Genomic DNA, 15,608 nt, shown 5'->3' on the forward strand with positions numbered 1-15,608 from the left:
CCTGAGGCGCGGCCTCCTAAATGGGCAGGGCGAAAGGCGTCGGCCATGCTCTCCAACCGGCTGACGCGTAAGGAGAAATCATGAGCACCGTGAAGGTCACCGACGAATCCTTCGAGAAGGACGTCCTGCAGGCTTCCGGCCCGGTCCTGGTGGACTTCTGGGCGGAGTGGTGCGGCCCCTGCAAGCAGATCGCGCCGGCCCTGGAGCAGATCGCGTCCGAACTCTCCGGCAAGGTGGCGGTCGCCAAGCTGAATATCGAGGAAAGCCCGACCACGCCGTCGCGCTACGGCGTGCGCGGCATCCCGACCATGATGCTGTTCAAGGACGGTCAGATGGCCTCGATGAAGGTCGGCGCCATGCCCAAGCAGAAGATCCTGGAATGGCTCGCCGAAGCCGGCGTGGCCGCTGGGAGCGCCGCGGCCTAAGCCTCCCGGAAATTTGAAGAGATCGGCCGCCTGGGTTCGCCCGGGCGGCTTTTCTCATGTCGACCCTCTAGGCCGGCCCTCTAGGTCGGCCAGGTCTCGCGGCTCATGGCCAGCACCTCGCCGGCGAAGTGCAGGCCGCCGCAGATCAGCACGTGCGGCGGCGGGCCTGAACCGTCCAGGGCCTTCATCACCGCCTCGGTGACGTCGGGCGCAGGCTCGGCGGTGATGCCGACCTGGCGCGCGGCCTCGGCCAGGTCGCCGGGCGTGGCGGCGGTGTCGGAATCGAAGGTGGTCGTGAAGACCTTGGGCCGCATCTCGGCGAAGGGGCGGAAATAGCCCTCGGCGTCCTTGCGCGCGAACATGCCGGTGACCAGCACCAGCGGGCGCGGGTCGCGGTCGATGAGCCGCGAGGCGGCCTCGGCCAGCGCCCGGCCGGCGTGCGGATTGTGCCCGCCATCCAGCCAGAGGTCCGCGCCGCGCGCCTTGGCGAGTTCGGCCAGCGGGCCTTTTCTGAGCCGCTGGAACCGCGCCGGCCAAACGGCGGAGGCGACGCCACGGCCCAGGTCGTCCTCGCTGAGCTGGTGGTCGAAGGTCAGCGCCGCGGCCACCGCCAGGCCGGCGTTCTCGAACTGGTAGCCGCCGAACAGGCTGGGCGCCGGCAGGTCCAGGAGCCGATCCGGCATCTGCACCATCAGCCGCCCGCGCTCCTCCCAGGCGTCGAAATCGCGACCCATCAGGAACAGCGGCGCCATGCGGTCGTCGGCCTCCCGCTCGATCACCTCCAGCGCCTCGTCGTCCTGCCGGGCTGAAACCACCGGGCGGCCATGCTTGATGATGCCGGCCTTCTCCCAGGCGATCTTGGAAAGCTCCGGCCCCAGCATCTCCAGATGGTCGTAGTCCACGGGCGTGATCACGCTGACCGCCGGGGCGTCGAAGATGTTGGTGGCGTCGAAGCGGCCGCCCAGGCCCACCTCCACCAGGCAGAGGTCGGCCGGGGTCTCGGCGAAGGCCTCGATGGCCAGCACCGTGGTGATCTCGAAGAAGCTGATCGGCTGGCCGGCGTTGGCGGCCTCCAGCCGGTCGGTGAGCGCCTCCAGCCTGGCGTCGGTGATCAGTTCGCCGGCGATGCGGATGCGCTCGGCGAAGCGCACCAGGTGCGGCGAGGTGATGGCGTGGACCTTCAGCCCCTGCGCCTCGGCGATGGCGCGCAGGTAGGCGACGGTCGAGCCCTTGCCGTTGGTGCCGGCCACGTGGATCACCGGCGGCAAACGGCGTTCGGGATGGCCCAGCGCCGCCAGCAGCCGCTCGACACGGCCGGTGGTCAGGTCGATCAGCACGGGGTGGTTGGCGCGCAGGCGCTGGATCACCGCGTCGGACGCGCGGATCGGGTCGTGGTCGACGGCTGGAGGGCCGGCGGAAGGCGTCACATCAGGCGGCGGGAAGGCGGGCGCGCCCCATCATCAGGGTCTTCAGGATCGAGGCCAGGACCTCGGGCAGTTCGGCGCGGGTGACCACCTTGTCCACCATGCCGCGCTCCACCAGGAACTCGGCGCGCTGGAAGCCCGGCGGCAGGGTTTCGCGGATGGTCTGTTCGATCACCCGGCGCCCGGCGAAGCCGATGAGCGCGTTGGGCTCGGCCAGGTGCACGTCGCCCAGCATGGCGTAGGAGGCCATCACCCCGCCCGTGGTGGGGTCGGTCAGCACCACGATATAGGGCAGGCCCGCGGCCTTGACCTCGTTCAGCGCCAAGGTCGTGCGCGCCATCTGCATCAGGCTGAGCGTGCCTTCCTGCATCCGCGCGCCGCCCGCGGCGGTGAAGATCACGAAGGGCGCCTCGCGCTTCACCGCTTCGTGGGCCGCCTTCACGAAAGCCTCGCCCACGGCGATCGACAGAGAGCCACCCATGAAGGCGAAGTCCTGCACCACCACCACGGCCGGCTGGCCCTTGATGTGGCCGTAGGCGATGGCCATGGCGTCCTGCTCACCGGTGGCCTTGCGCGCGGCCTTCAGGCGGTCGGGATAGGACTTCACGTCCGGGAACTTCAACGGGTCGTCGGCGACCACCGGCGAGTCGATCCGCTCGAACACCCCGTCGTCGAAGGTGTAGCGCAGGCGCGCCGCCGCCCCGATCCGCATGTGGTGGCCGCTGGGCGTCACCCAGAGCGCGGCCTCCAGGTCGGGGCGATAGATCATCTCGCCCGTGTCGGGGCACTTCACCCACAGGTTCTCGGGCGTCTCGCGCTTGGAGAAGGCGTTGCGGACCCCGGGCGCGATGCGCGACAGCCAGCCGGTGCGCTCACGGGGCGCGGCGGCGGGGCGGCCAGGTTTGTCGTTTCTCTGTTCAGCCATCGCCATGGTTCTAGACCGTCGTTTGGCCGACGCGCGCGGAGCGCACAGCCTTAGCCAAGGAACGTACTTTGGAAAGAACCCGCTCGGTCACGTCTTCGTTCATCTCCACTGCTTCGGCGATTTCGTCCACAAGGGCGGAACCCACCACCACCGCATCGGCCACGCGGCCGATGGCGGCGGCCCGTTCCGGCGTGCGGATGCCGAAGCCCACGGCGACCGGCAGGCCCGAGGCGGCCCGCACCCGCGCCACGTTGGGCGCGACCGCGTGTTCGTCGGCTTCCTTGACCCCCGTCACCCCGGCCACGGAGACGTAATAGACGAAACCGGAGGTGCGGCGAACGATTGTCTTGAGGCGCTTTTCGTCGCTGGTCGGTGTGGCTAGCCGGATCAGGGAGACGTCAGCCAAATCCAGGGCGTCGGCCAGCGGCCCGGCCTCCTCCGGCGGGCAGTCGACAACGATCAGGCCGTCGATCCCGGCCGCCGCCGCGTCACGGGCGAAGGCCTCGACCCCGCGGGTGAACACCAGGTTCATGTAGCCCATCAGGATGATCGGCGTGGCCTGGTCGGCCTCGCGGAAGGCGCGCGCCATGTCCAGCACCCCGGCCAGGGTCATGCCGGCGGCCAGCGCCCGTTGCGCCGAACGCTGGATCGGCGGGCCTTCGGCCATGGGATCGGAGAAGGGGAAGCCAAGCTCGATCAGGTCGGCGCCGGCGTCCGGCAGCCCGGCCAGGATCTTCGCCGCCGTGGCGGCGTCGGGGTCGCCGGCCATCACGTAGGGCACGAAGGCCGCGCGGCCCTGCGCCTTCAAAGCCGCGAAGCGGGCGTCGATACGGGCCTTGCTCAAATCTGGCGTCCCAGGTGGGCGGCGACCGTTGCCACGTCCTTGTCGCCGCGGCCCGACAGGTTCAGCACCACGATCCCGTCCTTGCCGACCGCCTCGACCACCTCCGGCAGGCGGGCCAGCGCATGGGCGCTTTCGATGGCCGGCAGAATGCCCTCCTTCTCGGAAAGCAGGACGAAGGCGTCGAGCGACTCCTGGTCGGTGGCGGTCAGGTACTTCGCGCGACCGACATCGTGCAGGAAGGCATGCTCTGGGCCGATGCCGGGATAGTCGAGGCCGGCGGAGATCGAGTGCGCCTCGGTGATCTGACCTTCCGGGTTCTGGATCAGATAGCTCATGCTGCCGTGCAGGACGCCCGCGCGCCCGCCGTTGATGGCCGCGGCGTGCCGGCCGGTACCCAGCCCTTCGCCCGCCGCCTCGACGCCGAAGATCTTCACCTCCGGATCGCTGAGGAACGGGTGAAAGAGGCCCATGGCGTTGGAGCCGCCGCCCACGCAGGCGACCACGGCGTCGGGCAGGCGGCCCTCAAGCTCGAGAATCTGTTCGCGGACCTCGCGCCCGATAACCGACTGGAAGTCGCGCACCATGGCCGGATAGGGGTGCATCCCGACCACCGAGCCGATCAGGTAATAGGTGTCGTGGACATTGGTGACCCAGTCGCGGAGCGCCTCGTTGGTGGCGTCCTTGAGGGTGGCCGAGCCCGACGTCACCGGCCGCACATCGGCGCCCAGCAGGTTCATGCGGAAGACGTTGGGCTTCTGCCGCTCCACGTCGACGGCGCCCATGTAGACCACGCAGGGCAGGTCGAAGCGGGCGCAGACCGTGGCCGTCGCCACGCCGTGCGACCCCGCGCCGGTCTCGGCGATGATCCTCGTCTTGCCCATCCGCCGGGCCAGCAGGATCTGGCCGATGCAGTTGTTGATCTTGTGGGAGCCGGTGTGGTTCAGCTCCTCGCGCTTCAGATAGATCTTTGCGCCGCCGTAGTGGGCGGTCAGCCGCTCGGCGAAATAGAGCGGGCTGGGGCGGCCGACATAGTGCTTGAGCAGGCCGGAGAACTCGGCGTGGAAGCCCTCGTCCGCCTTGGCCGCCGCATAGGCCGCGTCCAGGTCGTGGACCAGCGGCATCAGGGTCTCGGGCACGTACTGGCCGCCGTAGTCGCCGAAGCGACCGCGATCGTCCGGATAGGCCGAATAGTCGTTGGGAAGATGGGACGCGTTCACGGGGCTGCTTCAGGCGCGTTTGGCGGCGTCGAGGAACGCGGCGATCAAGGCCGGGTCCTTTAGTCCGGGACCGCGCTCCACGCCAGAGGAAACGTCCAGGATCGGCGCGCCGGACGCCTGAACCGCCTCGGCCAGGTTCCACGGATTGAGCCCGCCCGCCAAGAGCCACGGCCGCTGGAAGCGTCGGCCGGCCATCAGGCTCCAGTCGAACGTCACGCCCAGGCCGCCCGGTCGCTCGGCGTCCTTCGGCGGCCTGGTCTCGAACATCAGGTGCTCGGCCACGCCCTCATAGTCGGCGGCGAGCGCCAGGTCGCCGGCTTCGGCGACCGGCAGCACCTTGATGATCCCGGCGCCGGTGCGCTCGCCGATGGCGCGGGCGCGGGCCGGCGTCTCCTTGCCGTGCAGCTGGATGAGGTCGGGTTTCAGGATCTGGGCGATCCGGTCGGCCTCGGCGTCGCTGGGATCGACCATGACGGCGACGAGTTTGGCCTTGCCGCGCGCCGGCTGGGCCAGCCGCCAGGCGGCCTCGGGCGCGATGTTGCGCGGGCTCTTCTCGAAAAACATGAACCCCAGGAAGGCCGCGCCGCCGTCCAGGGCCGCGGTCACGGCCTCGGGGGTGCTGATCCCGCAGATCTTGGCTTGGACGCCCATGGCCGTGGATTAGGGGGCGAGCGGGCCTTGACGCAAGGGTCAGCCGACCGTGACGGCCCCTTGGTCTATCTGGGCGGCAGGACCATGTCGGCGGCGGCGTCGAAGTCCCGCGTCCAGACCACGTCCTCGCGGATCACCCGGGCGGGCGAGCCCAGCGACAGGGTGTTGGGCGCGATGGTCCCGGAGACGATGGAGCCCGCCCCGACGATCGCCCCGTCTCCGATCCTGGCGCCCTTCAGCACCAGGACCCGCGTGCCCAGCCAGACGTGGTCGCCGATCTCGATGTCCTGCGCCGGGTTCAGCCGCTGGCCGCTCGCCCGGTCGAAGATCGGGTGCATGTCGCTGGGGTCCATGTGGATGTCGGTGGACAGCATGCAGTCACGGCCGAAGACGATCCGGCCGCGCTCGTGCATCGACAGGCCGACCTGGTTGAAGGTGGTGTCGGCTCCGATCCGGATCAGGCCGCCGTCGCCGCGCACCAGGCGGATGACCCCGCCGATCACGCAGTTGTCGCCCACCTCGATGACCGCGTTGCTCACCTCGGGGAAGATGCGGATCGTCGCGTCGAACCGCACGTTCTCGCCGACCACGATGCGGCAGCCCGTCCCCTCGATGCGGACGCGACCCTTCAGCTCGCTCTTCAGGTCGAGGACCGTGCTGGGATGCGCCTCCCAGACGGGCGGCAGGTCGGTGGGCATGGTTTCGGCGATCGGCGGTCAGCGCCCCTCGGGGGCCTGGGCCTTCAGGAGGTCGCGGATCTCGGCCAGCAGCTGTTCCTGCGGCGGCGGCGCAGGCTTGTCCTCGGTGGGCGTCGCGGCCTCGCGGCGGCGCACGGCGTTGACGCCCTTGACCAGCAGGAACACCACCCAGGCGACGATCACGAACCTGATCAGGGTGTTGATGAACAGGCCGTACTGGATCGCCACCTCGGCGGCCTTCTTCGCCGGATCGGCGACCTTCAGCACCAACTTGAGCTGGGAGAAGTCGACGCCGGAAAGCAACACGCCCACGGGCGGCATGACGATGTTGTCCACCAGGCCTTTGACGATGTCGTTGAACGCCGCGCCGATGATCACACCGACGGCCAGGTCGATCACATTCCCGCGGGCGATGAACTCGCGGAATTCCGAAAAGATCGTCAGCTTCACTTTTGGCGGCTCAGCCATTGGCAGGCCTCACGCGGGGTCGGACGTCAGTCCGACAGGTTGAGACGCTCGCGCAGCTCCTTGCCGCTCTTGAAGAACGGGACGTGCTTGGCGCGGACGTCGACGGGCTCGCCGGTGCGGGGGTTCCGTCCCGCCCGGGCGTCGCGCGAGCGGACCGACAGCGCCCCGAAGCCGCGCAACTCCACGCGGCCGCCGCCTTCCAGCGCCTGAATCATCCGCTCAAGCACCACGCCGACGACGCGTTCGATGTCACGCTGCGTCAGATGCGGATTCTCTTCGGCGAGTTTGGCGATCAGCTCGGACTTGATCATGAGCCCCCCAGCAACCGGCGAGACCCTGGACGAGTCCGCCTTTGTATTCAAGGCGTAAAAAGGGTTTACGCGCGCAACAACAAGCTTGGCCGTAAGAACCTGCCCCTTGCGCCTGCTGCAACCGCAGGTCGACGAGCGGGACCTGTGGCCGGGCAGCTACGATCGAGCCGGCGCGCGCACCAGACTGTCGACATCGCGCAGCTTGCGGATCTCGTGGTTGGCGGCTTGGGCGTCGACGGCGCTGATCTCCGGCGTCACCGACTGCTGGTCGACCGTGAAGCTCGCCACGTCGCCCTGCAGGCTGCTGCCTGAGGCGATCTCGAAGCCGGCCACATGAGCGACGCCTGTGGGGCCGCGCACCGAAAAGCCCTTGCCGCCGTCGGGCAGCACGATCTCGGTCTTGGTGCGGCTGAACGAGGGGTAGGCGATCGCGAAGGGCGCGTCCTGGTTGGGGCCTGGGTCGCGCTTGGGGAACGGCCGCGGCGCGACGCCCTGGCCCAGGCGGAACTCGCGGATGCCGAGGTCGGGGTTCAGCCGCCAGTCCATGTCGTCCGTGCCGCTCATCACCACCGTGAACAGGTCACGCTTGGGGTCGTCGCTCCAGGTGACCTGATCGATCTGCATCCCGGTGGCGGCGTTGGAATATGTCTGGCGGAAGCCGCGCTCGATGTCCGCCCGCGGCGACCGGGCGACGGTGGAGCGCATCTGGATGGCCAGGATGCCGGAATAGGTGACGGTGATCCGCGCCGGAGCCAGCTCCTCCAGCCCCTTGGAGGCGTCGAGATGCACCACCGTGGCGGTGGTGGGCACGGTGATCTGGGGCTCGACGATCTGCTCCAGGTTCGCGCCCTCGGCCCGCACCGGCAGGCCCCACTTGTAGGGCGGGGCGTGCATGGATTCCGGATTGGTGTCGCCGGTGCGCGTGCCGTCCAGCCAATAGGACTTGCCGTCGATCTTCACCCGCACCAGCACATGGTTGAAAGCGGCCAGCGCGGGCGGCAGCTCGTCGATGCCATCGCCGGCATTGAGGTTCACCAGAACCGGCTCGGCCGGCACGTTCAGCTCCTTCAGGATCGCCAGCAGCAGGGCTGTCTTGGCCTTGCAGTCGCCGAACCGCCGCGCCCAGGTGTCGTCGGCGTCGGCCGGGACATAGCCGCCCTCGCCCATGCCGAGGAAGAAATAGCGGGTCTTGTTCTCCACCAGCTGCAGGGCGGCGAAGGCGCGCGCCTTGGGGTCGGTGGTCTGCTGGGCGATCGCCTGGACCTCCGCCTTGATCGGCGAGTCCGGCGAGATCTGCGCGGCCTTGGCGAACAGCGGCGCCATCAGCTTGGAAACCTCGCTCCAGTTCCTGAAGCTGGTGGCTTCGAACAGGCCCACCCGGCGGAAGCGGAGCGGCGCGCCGATCGGCGCCTTAGGCGCCAGCACGTCGGTCTTGTCGAGGGACAGCGTCACCCGGCCGCCCGCCGTGGTCTCCTTCGGATCGCCGAAGCCAGGGGTCGTCTTCCAGACCACGTGGTCGGCCTTCGGCCAGGACACCGAGATCCGGTAGCGGCCGATCACACCCGGCAGGCCTAGCTGCTCGACGTCGAAGGAGTGGCCCTGCAGCACCGGGTCGTTGCGGGTCTTGGTATAGGCGAAGTCGAGGATGTCGCCGACCTGCAGGCCATCGATCTGGCGCGAGGCGGTGATGCGTCCGTCCAGGCTGGCCTGCTCCAGATTGGTCTCGCGCCGCAGGACCAGCATCGCTTTGCGATCGGCCAACAGGTCGATGACCTTGCCGTCGCGGATGATCGCCAGGGTGTGGAAGGTGACGCCCTCGGTCTCCGGGCTCCAGATCGTGCCCAGCGATTTCACGTTGGCCAGGCCCTCGGGCTTGGCGATGCGCAGCACCCGGCGCGCATAGAAGGCGTCGCCGGCAGGATCCAGCCGGCTCTGGTGGTCGTCCAGCAGCACCTGCAGAGCGGTGGCGTCCTCCTCCTTCGGCGTCGGCGGGATGGGCGCGACGTCGACCCAGGCGGCGGGCGGGCCGTAGAGCGGCTGGTCGGCGGCCCACGCCGGCGCGGCGGCCAGATTCGCCGCCAGGACAGCGGCCATGAGGAGAGCTGGAAAGAAACGGACGGACAAACGGACGCTCCCGACGCGCCGGCGCGGCGCTGCCATACGATAGGGCCGCCCCCCAAAAAGGAAACGGCGGACCGGTCGCCCGATCCGCCGCCCATCCCTCGCCCCGGAAGGCGTCGGAACTTGGTCCTTAGTCTTTCTGGGCCTTTTCGCGCAGGGCCGCGCCCAGGATGTCGCCCAGCGAGGCGCCAGAGTCCGAAGCCCCGAACTTCTCGATGGCTTCCTTCTCTTCGGCCATCTCCAGGGCCTTCACCGAGAGGCTGACGCGGCGCGCCGCCTTGTCGACGTTTGACACCTGGGCGTCGAGGCGGTCGCCGACGGCGAACCGTTCCGGACGCTGGTCGGCGCGGTCACGCGACAGGTCGGACTTGCGGATGAAGGCCGTCATCGGCGCGTCGTCCTCGCCAAACTTCACCTCGATGCCGCCCGAGGTGATCTCGGTGACGGTGACGGTGACGGTCTGGCCCTTGCGGTAGGTGTCGCCCTGCATCGGGTCGCCGGCCAATTGCTTGATGCCGAGCGAGATGCGTTCCTTCTCGACATCGACGTCCAGCACCTTGGCCTTGACCATGTCGCCCTTGTTGTACTTGGCGATGGCCTCTTCGCCCGGCGTGGCCCAGTCGAGATCCGACAGGTGCACCATGCCGTCGATGTCGTTGTCGAGGCCGATGAACAGCCCGAACTCGGTGGCGTTCTTGACTTCGCCTTCCACCGTCGAGCCGACGGGATGGGCCGCCAGGAAGGCGTCCCACGGATTGGCCATGGCCTGCTTGAGGCCGAGGCTCACGCGGCGCTTGGACGGATCGACGTCCAGGACGACAACCTCGACCTCTTGCGAGGTGGAGACGATCTTGCCGGGATGGACGTTCTTCTTGGTCCAGGACATTTCGGACACGTGGACGAGGCCTTCCACGCCCGGCTCCAGCTCCACGAAGGCGCCGTAGTCGGTGATGTTGGTGATGCGGCCGGTGAACTTCGCGCCCACTGGGTACTTGGCTTCCACCCCGTCCCACGGGTCGGACTGCAGCTGCTTCATGCCAAGCGAGATGCGCTGGGTGTCCGGGTTGATCTTGACGATCTGCACCTTGACCGTATCGCCCACCGCCAGGACCTGGCTCGGGTGGTTGACGCGCTTCCAGCTCATGTCGGTGACGTGCAGCAGGCCGTCGATGCCGCCCAGGTCCACGAACGCGCCGTAGTCGGTGATGTTCTTGACCACGCCTTCGCGGACTTCGCCCTCTTGCAGCTGGGAGACCAGCTCGGTGCGCTGTTCGGCGCGGGCTTCCTCGAGGATCGCGCGACGGGACACGACGATGTTCCCACGGGGACGATCCATCTTGAGGATCGCGAACGGCTGCTCGCGGCCCATCAGCGGGCCGACGTCGCGGACCGGGCGGATGTCGACCTGGGAGCCCGGTAGGAAGGCCGAGGCGCCGCCGAGGTCGACGGTGAAGCCGCCCTTCACGCGGCCGACGATCGAGCCCATGACCGGCTCGTTGCGCTCGTAGACGGCTTCCAGGCGGGTCCAGGCTTCCTCGCGGCGGGCCTTGTCGCGCGACAGCACGGCTTCGCCCATGGCGTTTTCGACGCGCTCGAGGAACACCTCGACGGTGTCGCCGACCTTGATCGGGTCCTTGCCTTCTTCCTCGCCGAATTCCTTCAGCGAGACGCGGCCTTCGGTCTTCAGGCCCACGTCGATGATGGCGATGTCCTTCTCGATCGCCACGACCTTGCCGTGGACGACCTGGCCTTCCATGAAGTCGCGACCGCCCATGGACTGGTCGAGGAGCGCGGCGAAATCGTCGCGGGTGGGGTTCAGGCTCATATCGTCAGCCATAGATCTCTTCTTCAGAATGACATGAGGCCCGCGCGGCGAAGCCGGCGGCCGGGACCCAGTCGGGTTAGGGGTTGAACCGAAGACGCAAGAGGATGGCCCCTTGCGCAGTGGATTTTGCCCGCAGCCGTTCGAGGGAAGGGCGTGGTTGGATTGCTAGGTGGGGGTTTCCCACCCGGCGCGCGCCGCCTCGACGATGCGGCGGGCCGCATCGGCGGCGGCTTCTATAGTCATTTCAGACGTATCCAGCAAGACCGCGTCGGGGGCGGGCTTCATGGGCGCGGCGTCGCGGCCCCCGTCACGGGCGTCGCGTTTGCGGATATCGGCGAGGACGGCGTCCAGGCTCACGGCCTCGCCGGCGGCCTTCAACTGCTTCCAGCGGCGCTCGGCGCGCACCTGCGGCGAGGCGGTGACGTAGAGCTTCACCGGGGCGTCCCGGACGATCACCGTGCCGATATCGCGCCCGTCGAGGATGGCGCCGCCTTCCTGGCGCGCGAAGGTGCGCTGGAAGTCCCAGAGCGCGTCGCGGACGCGGGGATGCACCGCCACCCGGCTCGCCGCCTCCCCCGCCTCGCGGGTGCGCAGCTTCGGGTCCTCCAGCAGATCGGCGGTGATGAGCACGGCGGCCGCCTGGGCCGCGTCGGCGTCGTCCAGGTCGCCGCCCGCCGCCTTCACCGTCATGCCGACGCAGCGGTAGAGCAGGCCGGTGTCCAGCACCGGCAGGTCGAAGGCCGCGCCGAGCCGCTTGGCGATGGTCCCCTTGCCCGAGGCCGCCGGCCCGTCCACGGCGATCACGAAACTGCGGATCGGCTCGTGCTCGCTCACGCCGAAATCTCCGCGCCCAGGCCGCGCATCAGCGGCAGGAAGCCCGGGAAGCTGGTGGCGATCATGCCGGGTTCGTCGATGGCGATCGGAGCGTCGGACGCCAGGCCGAGGATCAGGTGGCTCATGGCGATGCGGTGGTCGCCCTGGGTGGCGACGCGGGCGCCGCCGGCGACGCCGTGATTGGCCTTCACCGAGCCTACCACCGTCAGGCTGTCGGGGCCTTCCTCGACGCCCACGCCGCAGGCGGCGAGGCCGGCGGCCATCAGCGCGATGCGGTCGCTCTCCTTGACCCGCATCTCGCCGACCCCGCGCATCGCCGTGGGCCCGTTCGCGAAGGCCGCCGCCACCGCCAGGATCGGATATTCATCGATCATCGAGGGCGCGCGGTCCGCCGGAACCTCGACGCCGGTAAGCGCCGAGTGGCGCGCGGTGACGTCGCCCACCAGCTCGCCGCCTTCCTCGCGCACATTGGCGACCGAAAGGTCGGCGCCCATCTCGCCCAGGGTCTCGAGCAGGCCGATGCGCAAGGGGTTCAGCAGCATGCCCTCCACCGTGACCTGCGAGCCCGGGGTGATCAGGGCGGCGACCAGGGGGAAGGCGGCCGACGACGGGTCGCCCGGCACGCGGATCTTCGTTCCCGTGAGCGTCTGGCCGGGCGGCAGGACGATGCGGCGGCCCTGCGGCTCGTCGCTCACGAGCACCTCGGCTCCGAAGCCGCGAAGCATCCGCTCGGTATGGTCGCGGGTGGCCTCAGGCTCGATCACCTCGGCTCCGCCCTCAGCATGCAGGCCGGCCAGCAGCACCGCCGACTTCACCTGGGCCGAGGGCTCGGGCAGGCGGTAGGCGATCCGCCTCAGCCCGCCGCCCTGCAGGGTGAGCGGCAGCCGCCCGCCCGTGCGGCAGCGCCAGGTCGCGCCCATCTCGCCCAGGGGCTTCAGCACCCGGTTCATCGGTCGCCCGCGCAGTGAGGCGTCGCCGGTGAAGGTGGCGGCAAGGTCGAAGCCGGCCGCCGCGCCCATGATCAGGCGCACGCCGGTGCCGGCGTTGCCGCAGTCGATGACGTCGGCCGGCTCGGAGAAGCCGCCCCGGCCCTCGACCCGCCAGTTCCCGCCGCCATGGGGACCTTCTCCCAGACGCTCGACGCCCGCGCCGAAGGCCGCCATGGCCGCGGCGCTGCGCTTGACGTCCTCGCCTTCGAGGAGGCCTTCGACCTCGGTCACGCCTGTGGCCAGGGCGCCCAGGATGAGCGCGCGGTGCGAGATGGATTTGTCCCCCGGCGCGCGGACGGTCCCGCGAAGCGGACCGGCGCGTGAGGCGGTCATTTGCGCCGCCGTCATCAGATGAAAACGAGCCTCCGCGGGCATCGGGTTTCAAGGAGGGGGTTTGCTTTTGACAGCCGCCCCCGTGCGTGGCAAGGGAGCCCGCTTCTTAGGGACGCCCCTGCATCCATCTTTTGAGGACTATCGCCCTTGGCCAATCCTGAATTGGGCTCCAAGCAGGTCTGCACCAACTGCCAAGCCAAGTTCTACGACCTCGGCAAGCGCCCGGCGCACTGCCCGAAGTGCGACACCGAATTCGACCCGGACGAAGCCGTGCGCAACCGCCGCGTCCGCGCCCGCGTCACCACGCCCGAGCCCGTCGAGGACGACGAGCGCGAGGATCAGGTCGCGGCCGTCGAGACCGACGAGGACGAAGACGAGGAAGAGGTCGTCACGCCCGAGCTGGACGAAGTGGTCGATGAGCCGCCGCTGGTGGCCGACGACGACGAGGACGCCGAGGACGCCGCCCCCGCCGTCAGCGAGGACCTGGGTGAGTTCACCGAGGAGGAAGAGGTCGAGGACGACGCCGACGTGCCGTTCCTGGAAGAGGACGAGGACGACGACTTCGACGATTCCGAGATCGAGGGCCTGCCCGAGGGTGGCGTGGACGACTGATTTCCCTCTCCCGACCCTCTCCCTCTCGCTCCGCGGGGGAGAGGAGGGGAAATCCGGCGCGGCGAAAAAGCCCAACCAGCAGGCTTGATCGCGCTGGGCGCTTTGACTAGGTTCCGCGCCTTCCTGGGGCCCCGGCCCTGAGAAGACCCACGACCTGGGGCTATAGCTCAGCTGGTAGAGCGCTTGAATGGCATTCAAGAGGTCAGCGGTTCGACTCCGCTTAGCTCCACCATGAAGGCCCGCCGGGAGACCGGCGGGCCTTCGCCTTTTGGCGTGGCTATTAACCGCCTCGACAGGCGCGCAGGTCCTGCGGACTGCCCGGGAGATAGGCCGGCCGCTGAGCGTCCGGCGTGCAGGTCAGCTTGTTGCTGCCGATGATGAAGGTGCTGCCGTCGCTGAGCGGCGTCCTCGCCACCCACTGCCAGACAGCGAAGATGTGGTACTGAAGCATCTGTTCGGGGGTGAACACATAGTTCCGGGTATCGGTGAACGTCTCCCCCCGCTGAAGCGACTCGCTCATCGACTGCCCGATCCGCTTTTCCTGGCTGACGGTGAACGAGGACTTGGCGCCCAGCCCTTCGAACTCGATCCCGGCCTCCAGCGACATCGAAACGGCGTTGATGGTCTCCTTGTCCTCCCGGTGTTCCGTGGTGCGGGTCACGCTGCGGGACATGGCCTGGGTGTTGTTGCAGATCTGCTGGCAGACCAGCCGCCAATAGCCGACCGACCGCTCGGCGGTCACGGCCGGCCGGCGCCAGACGATGTATTGGTAGCCGCCGTCCGGGTTCCGGACCAGCTTTCCCGGATACTCGTTCGGCCAACCGCGCTGCAGCTCCAAGCCGCCGTCATTGTCGAAATCGAGGTGCTGGACCGAACGGCCCGCCGGCGACGGACTGAACTGCAGCGCGATTTCGCCCTGCTTGCCGTCACATCCGTGGCCTTGCACGCGGGCCAAGGTCATCTCGTATCGGCCGCCGGCCGGCAGATCCATTACCTCCCCGATGGGAGGGCGGCCTTCGTAGCAGTTGTATCGATCGTTCATCAGCGTAACCGACAGCGGGACGGCGCCCGGATTGACGATCATCAGATGGACGACCCGATAGGCCTGTGCGCTGAACGCCATGGCGCTCAGGCCGGCGGCACAGCACAACGTTAGCGCGATGCGCCTCACACCACTGATCAAGGTTTTCAATTTTCGCCCCCTGTGAAATGAGCGGCTGACTCGACCGCTCTGGCTGTTTTCTCTTTCAAATCTGAATTCACGCCTTGCGACGGGATTCATACCAATACGATATGCTCTTCTAGGTTGCGATGAGAAGAGCAAGAACGCTATCCTAGCCGATATATTTTTATCGCTGGCGAGATCGTGGCGCTGATTGCCGTGTCATTTGATCTTGTATAAATGGGAAAATTGAGAGAGCGTCGCCTTAATACTGTCTATTCCGGCGGCTCGCGCCAGGATGCGGCGTAACAGGGGGGAAGCCATGAGAAAGCTGTTTTGGGTCGCCGTCGTCGTCGCGGCCGCGACGATGTCCGCCGGCCTTGCTCGGTCGGCGCCGGGGCCGGACAAGCCAAAAGGCAACGCCGTTGCGCCCGATCTCACCCAGCCAACGCGTCTGACGTCGCCGGAGGCCACCTCGCTCGGCAATTCGGCCAAGGCGCAGAGGATGACGAGCCAAACGCCCGCGACAAGGGCCACCCAGCCGGGGACAGCAACCGCCAGGGTTATAACGGTCAAGAAAGCCTGGGGATCGCCGCCCAGCTCGCCGCGGAACAACAATAACAACAACACCAAGAAGAAGTGACGCGTCGGACGGAGGGCCGCCGCGCCGCCGGTCAAGCGCCTCTGCGCCGATCGTCCCCGCCGAGGGACCCAGGGGTTTTCGTTTGGATACGAAAGGCGCCGAACTCACGGAAGGCGACCCTCGTCT

16 protein-coding genes and 1 tRNA gene are annotated in these 15,608 nt (G+C 68.5%); 3 read left to right on the top strand and 14 right to left on the bottom strand.

Annotated features, from left to right (window positions below; translation table 11 throughout):
- Window positions 1-80: 80 nt before the first annotated feature.
- Window positions 81-425, top strand: coding sequence for a thioredoxin (gene trxA / locus VGL85_RS03255; RefSeq protein ID WP_331585927.1), 345 nt, complete (start codon window positions 81-83; stop codon window positions 423-425).
- A gap of 80 nt (window positions 426-505) precedes the next feature.
- On the opposite strand, the gene VGL85_RS03260 is transcribed toward trxA, so the two are convergent.
- The 12 genes from VGL85_RS03260 to aroA form a co-directional block, all read right to left on the bottom strand.
- Window positions 506-1,852, bottom strand: coding sequence for a folylpolyglutamate synthase/dihydrofolate synthase family protein (locus VGL85_RS03260; protein ID WP_331585929.1), 1,347 nt, complete (start codon window positions 1,850-1,852; stop codon window positions 506-508).
- Window position 1,853: 1 nt separating this feature from the next.
- Window positions 1,854-2,780, bottom strand: coding sequence for an acetyl-CoA carboxylase, carboxyltransferase subunit beta (accD, locus tag VGL85_RS03265; RefSeq protein ID WP_331585931.1), 927 nt, complete (start codon window positions 2,778-2,780; stop codon window positions 1,854-1,856).
- Between the two features lie 4 nt (window positions 2,781-2,784).
- Entirely contained in the window at window positions 2,785-3,618 is an 834-nt protein-coding gene (gene trpA, locus VGL85_RS03270) for a tryptophan synthase subunit alpha (RefSeq protein ID WP_331585934.1), read from the bottom strand.
- Window positions 3,615-4,835 carry a tryptophan synthase subunit beta gene (gene trpB / locus VGL85_RS03275; RefSeq protein WP_331585936.1) on the bottom strand — a complete coding sequence of 407 codons (1,221 nt, stop codon included), beginning with the start codon at window positions 4,833-4,835 and terminating at the stop codon, window positions 3,615-3,617. Before trpB ends, trpA begins: the two co-directional genes overlap by 4 nt.
- Before the next feature lie 9 nt (window positions 4,836-4,844).
- Window positions 4,845-5,486: a phosphoribosylanthranilate isomerase gene (locus VGL85_RS03280; protein WP_331585938.1), complete on the bottom strand. Its 642-nt coding sequence runs from the start codon at window positions 5,484-5,486 to the stop codon at window positions 4,845-4,847.
- A gap of 65 nt (window positions 5,487-5,551) precedes the next feature.
- Window positions 5,552-6,184 carry an acyltransferase gene (locus tag VGL85_RS03285; protein WP_331585940.1) on the bottom strand — a complete coding sequence of 211 codons (633 nt, stop codon included), beginning with the start codon at window positions 6,182-6,184 and terminating at the stop codon, window positions 5,552-5,554.
- 18 nt (window positions 6,185-6,202) lie between these two features.
- Window positions 6,203-6,628: a large-conductance mechanosensitive channel protein MscL gene (gene mscL, locus VGL85_RS03290; RefSeq protein WP_331585993.1), complete on the bottom strand. Its 426-nt coding sequence runs from the start codon at window positions 6,626-6,628 to the stop codon at window positions 6,203-6,205.
- Window positions 6,629-6,678: 50 nt separating this feature from the next.
- Window positions 6,679-6,963 carry an integration host factor subunit beta gene (locus VGL85_RS03295; protein ID WP_331585942.1) on the bottom strand — a complete coding sequence of 95 codons (285 nt, stop codon included), beginning with the start codon at window positions 6,961-6,963 and terminating at the stop codon, window positions 6,679-6,681.
- 156 nt (window positions 6,964-7,119) lie between these two features.
- A complete protein-coding gene (locus tag VGL85_RS03300; protein WP_331585944.1) occupies window positions 7,120-9,057 on the bottom strand; it encodes a DUF3857 domain-containing transglutaminase family protein in 1,938 nt (645 codons plus the stop codon).
- A 157-nt stretch (window positions 9,058-9,214) separates the two neighbouring features.
- Entirely contained in the window at window positions 9,215-10,921 is a 1,707-nt protein-coding gene (gene rpsA, locus VGL85_RS03305) for a 30S ribosomal protein S1 (protein WP_331585946.1), read from the bottom strand.
- Window positions 10,922-11,074: 153 nt separating this feature from the next.
- A complete protein-coding gene (cmk, locus tag VGL85_RS03310) occupies window positions 11,075-11,743 on the bottom strand; it encodes a (d)CMP kinase (RefSeq protein ID WP_414695163.1) in 669 nt (222 codons plus the stop codon).
- Complete coding sequence (gene aroA / locus VGL85_RS03315) at window positions 11,740-13,080, bottom strand: 3-phosphoshikimate 1-carboxyvinyltransferase (protein WP_331585948.1); 1,341 nt, start codon at window positions 13,078-13,080, stop codon at window positions 11,740-11,742. Before aroA ends, cmk begins: the two co-directional genes overlap by 4 nt.
- Before the next feature lie 132 nt (window positions 13,081-13,212).
- Between aroA and VGL85_RS03320 the strand changes: the two genes are divergently transcribed.
- On the top strand, window positions 13,213-13,677 hold the full coding sequence (locus VGL85_RS03320; protein ID WP_331585950.1) for a TIGR02300 family protein: 465 nt from the start codon (window positions 13,213-13,215) through the stop codon (window positions 13,675-13,677).
- A gap of 156 nt (window positions 13,678-13,833) precedes the next feature.
- Window positions 13,834-13,909, top strand: a tRNA-Ala gene (locus VGL85_RS03325).
- Between the two features lie 48 nt (window positions 13,910-13,957).
- Here VGL85_RS03325 and VGL85_RS03330 read toward each other — a convergent pair.
- On the bottom strand, window positions 13,958-14,869 hold the full coding sequence (locus VGL85_RS03330; protein WP_331585952.1) for a hypothetical protein: 912 nt from the start codon (window positions 14,867-14,869) through the stop codon (window positions 13,958-13,960).
- 192 nt (window positions 14,870-15,061) lie between these two features.
- Complete coding sequence (locus VGL85_RS03335) at window positions 15,062-15,517, bottom strand: hypothetical protein (protein WP_331585954.1); 456 nt, start codon at window positions 15,515-15,517, stop codon at window positions 15,062-15,064.
- Window positions 15,518-15,608 lie beyond the last annotated feature (91 nt).

This window comes from Phenylobacterium sp. (genome assembly GCF_036501465.1).
Lineage (GTDB): Bacteria > Pseudomonadota > Alphaproteobacteria > Caulobacterales > Caulobacteraceae > Phenylobacterium.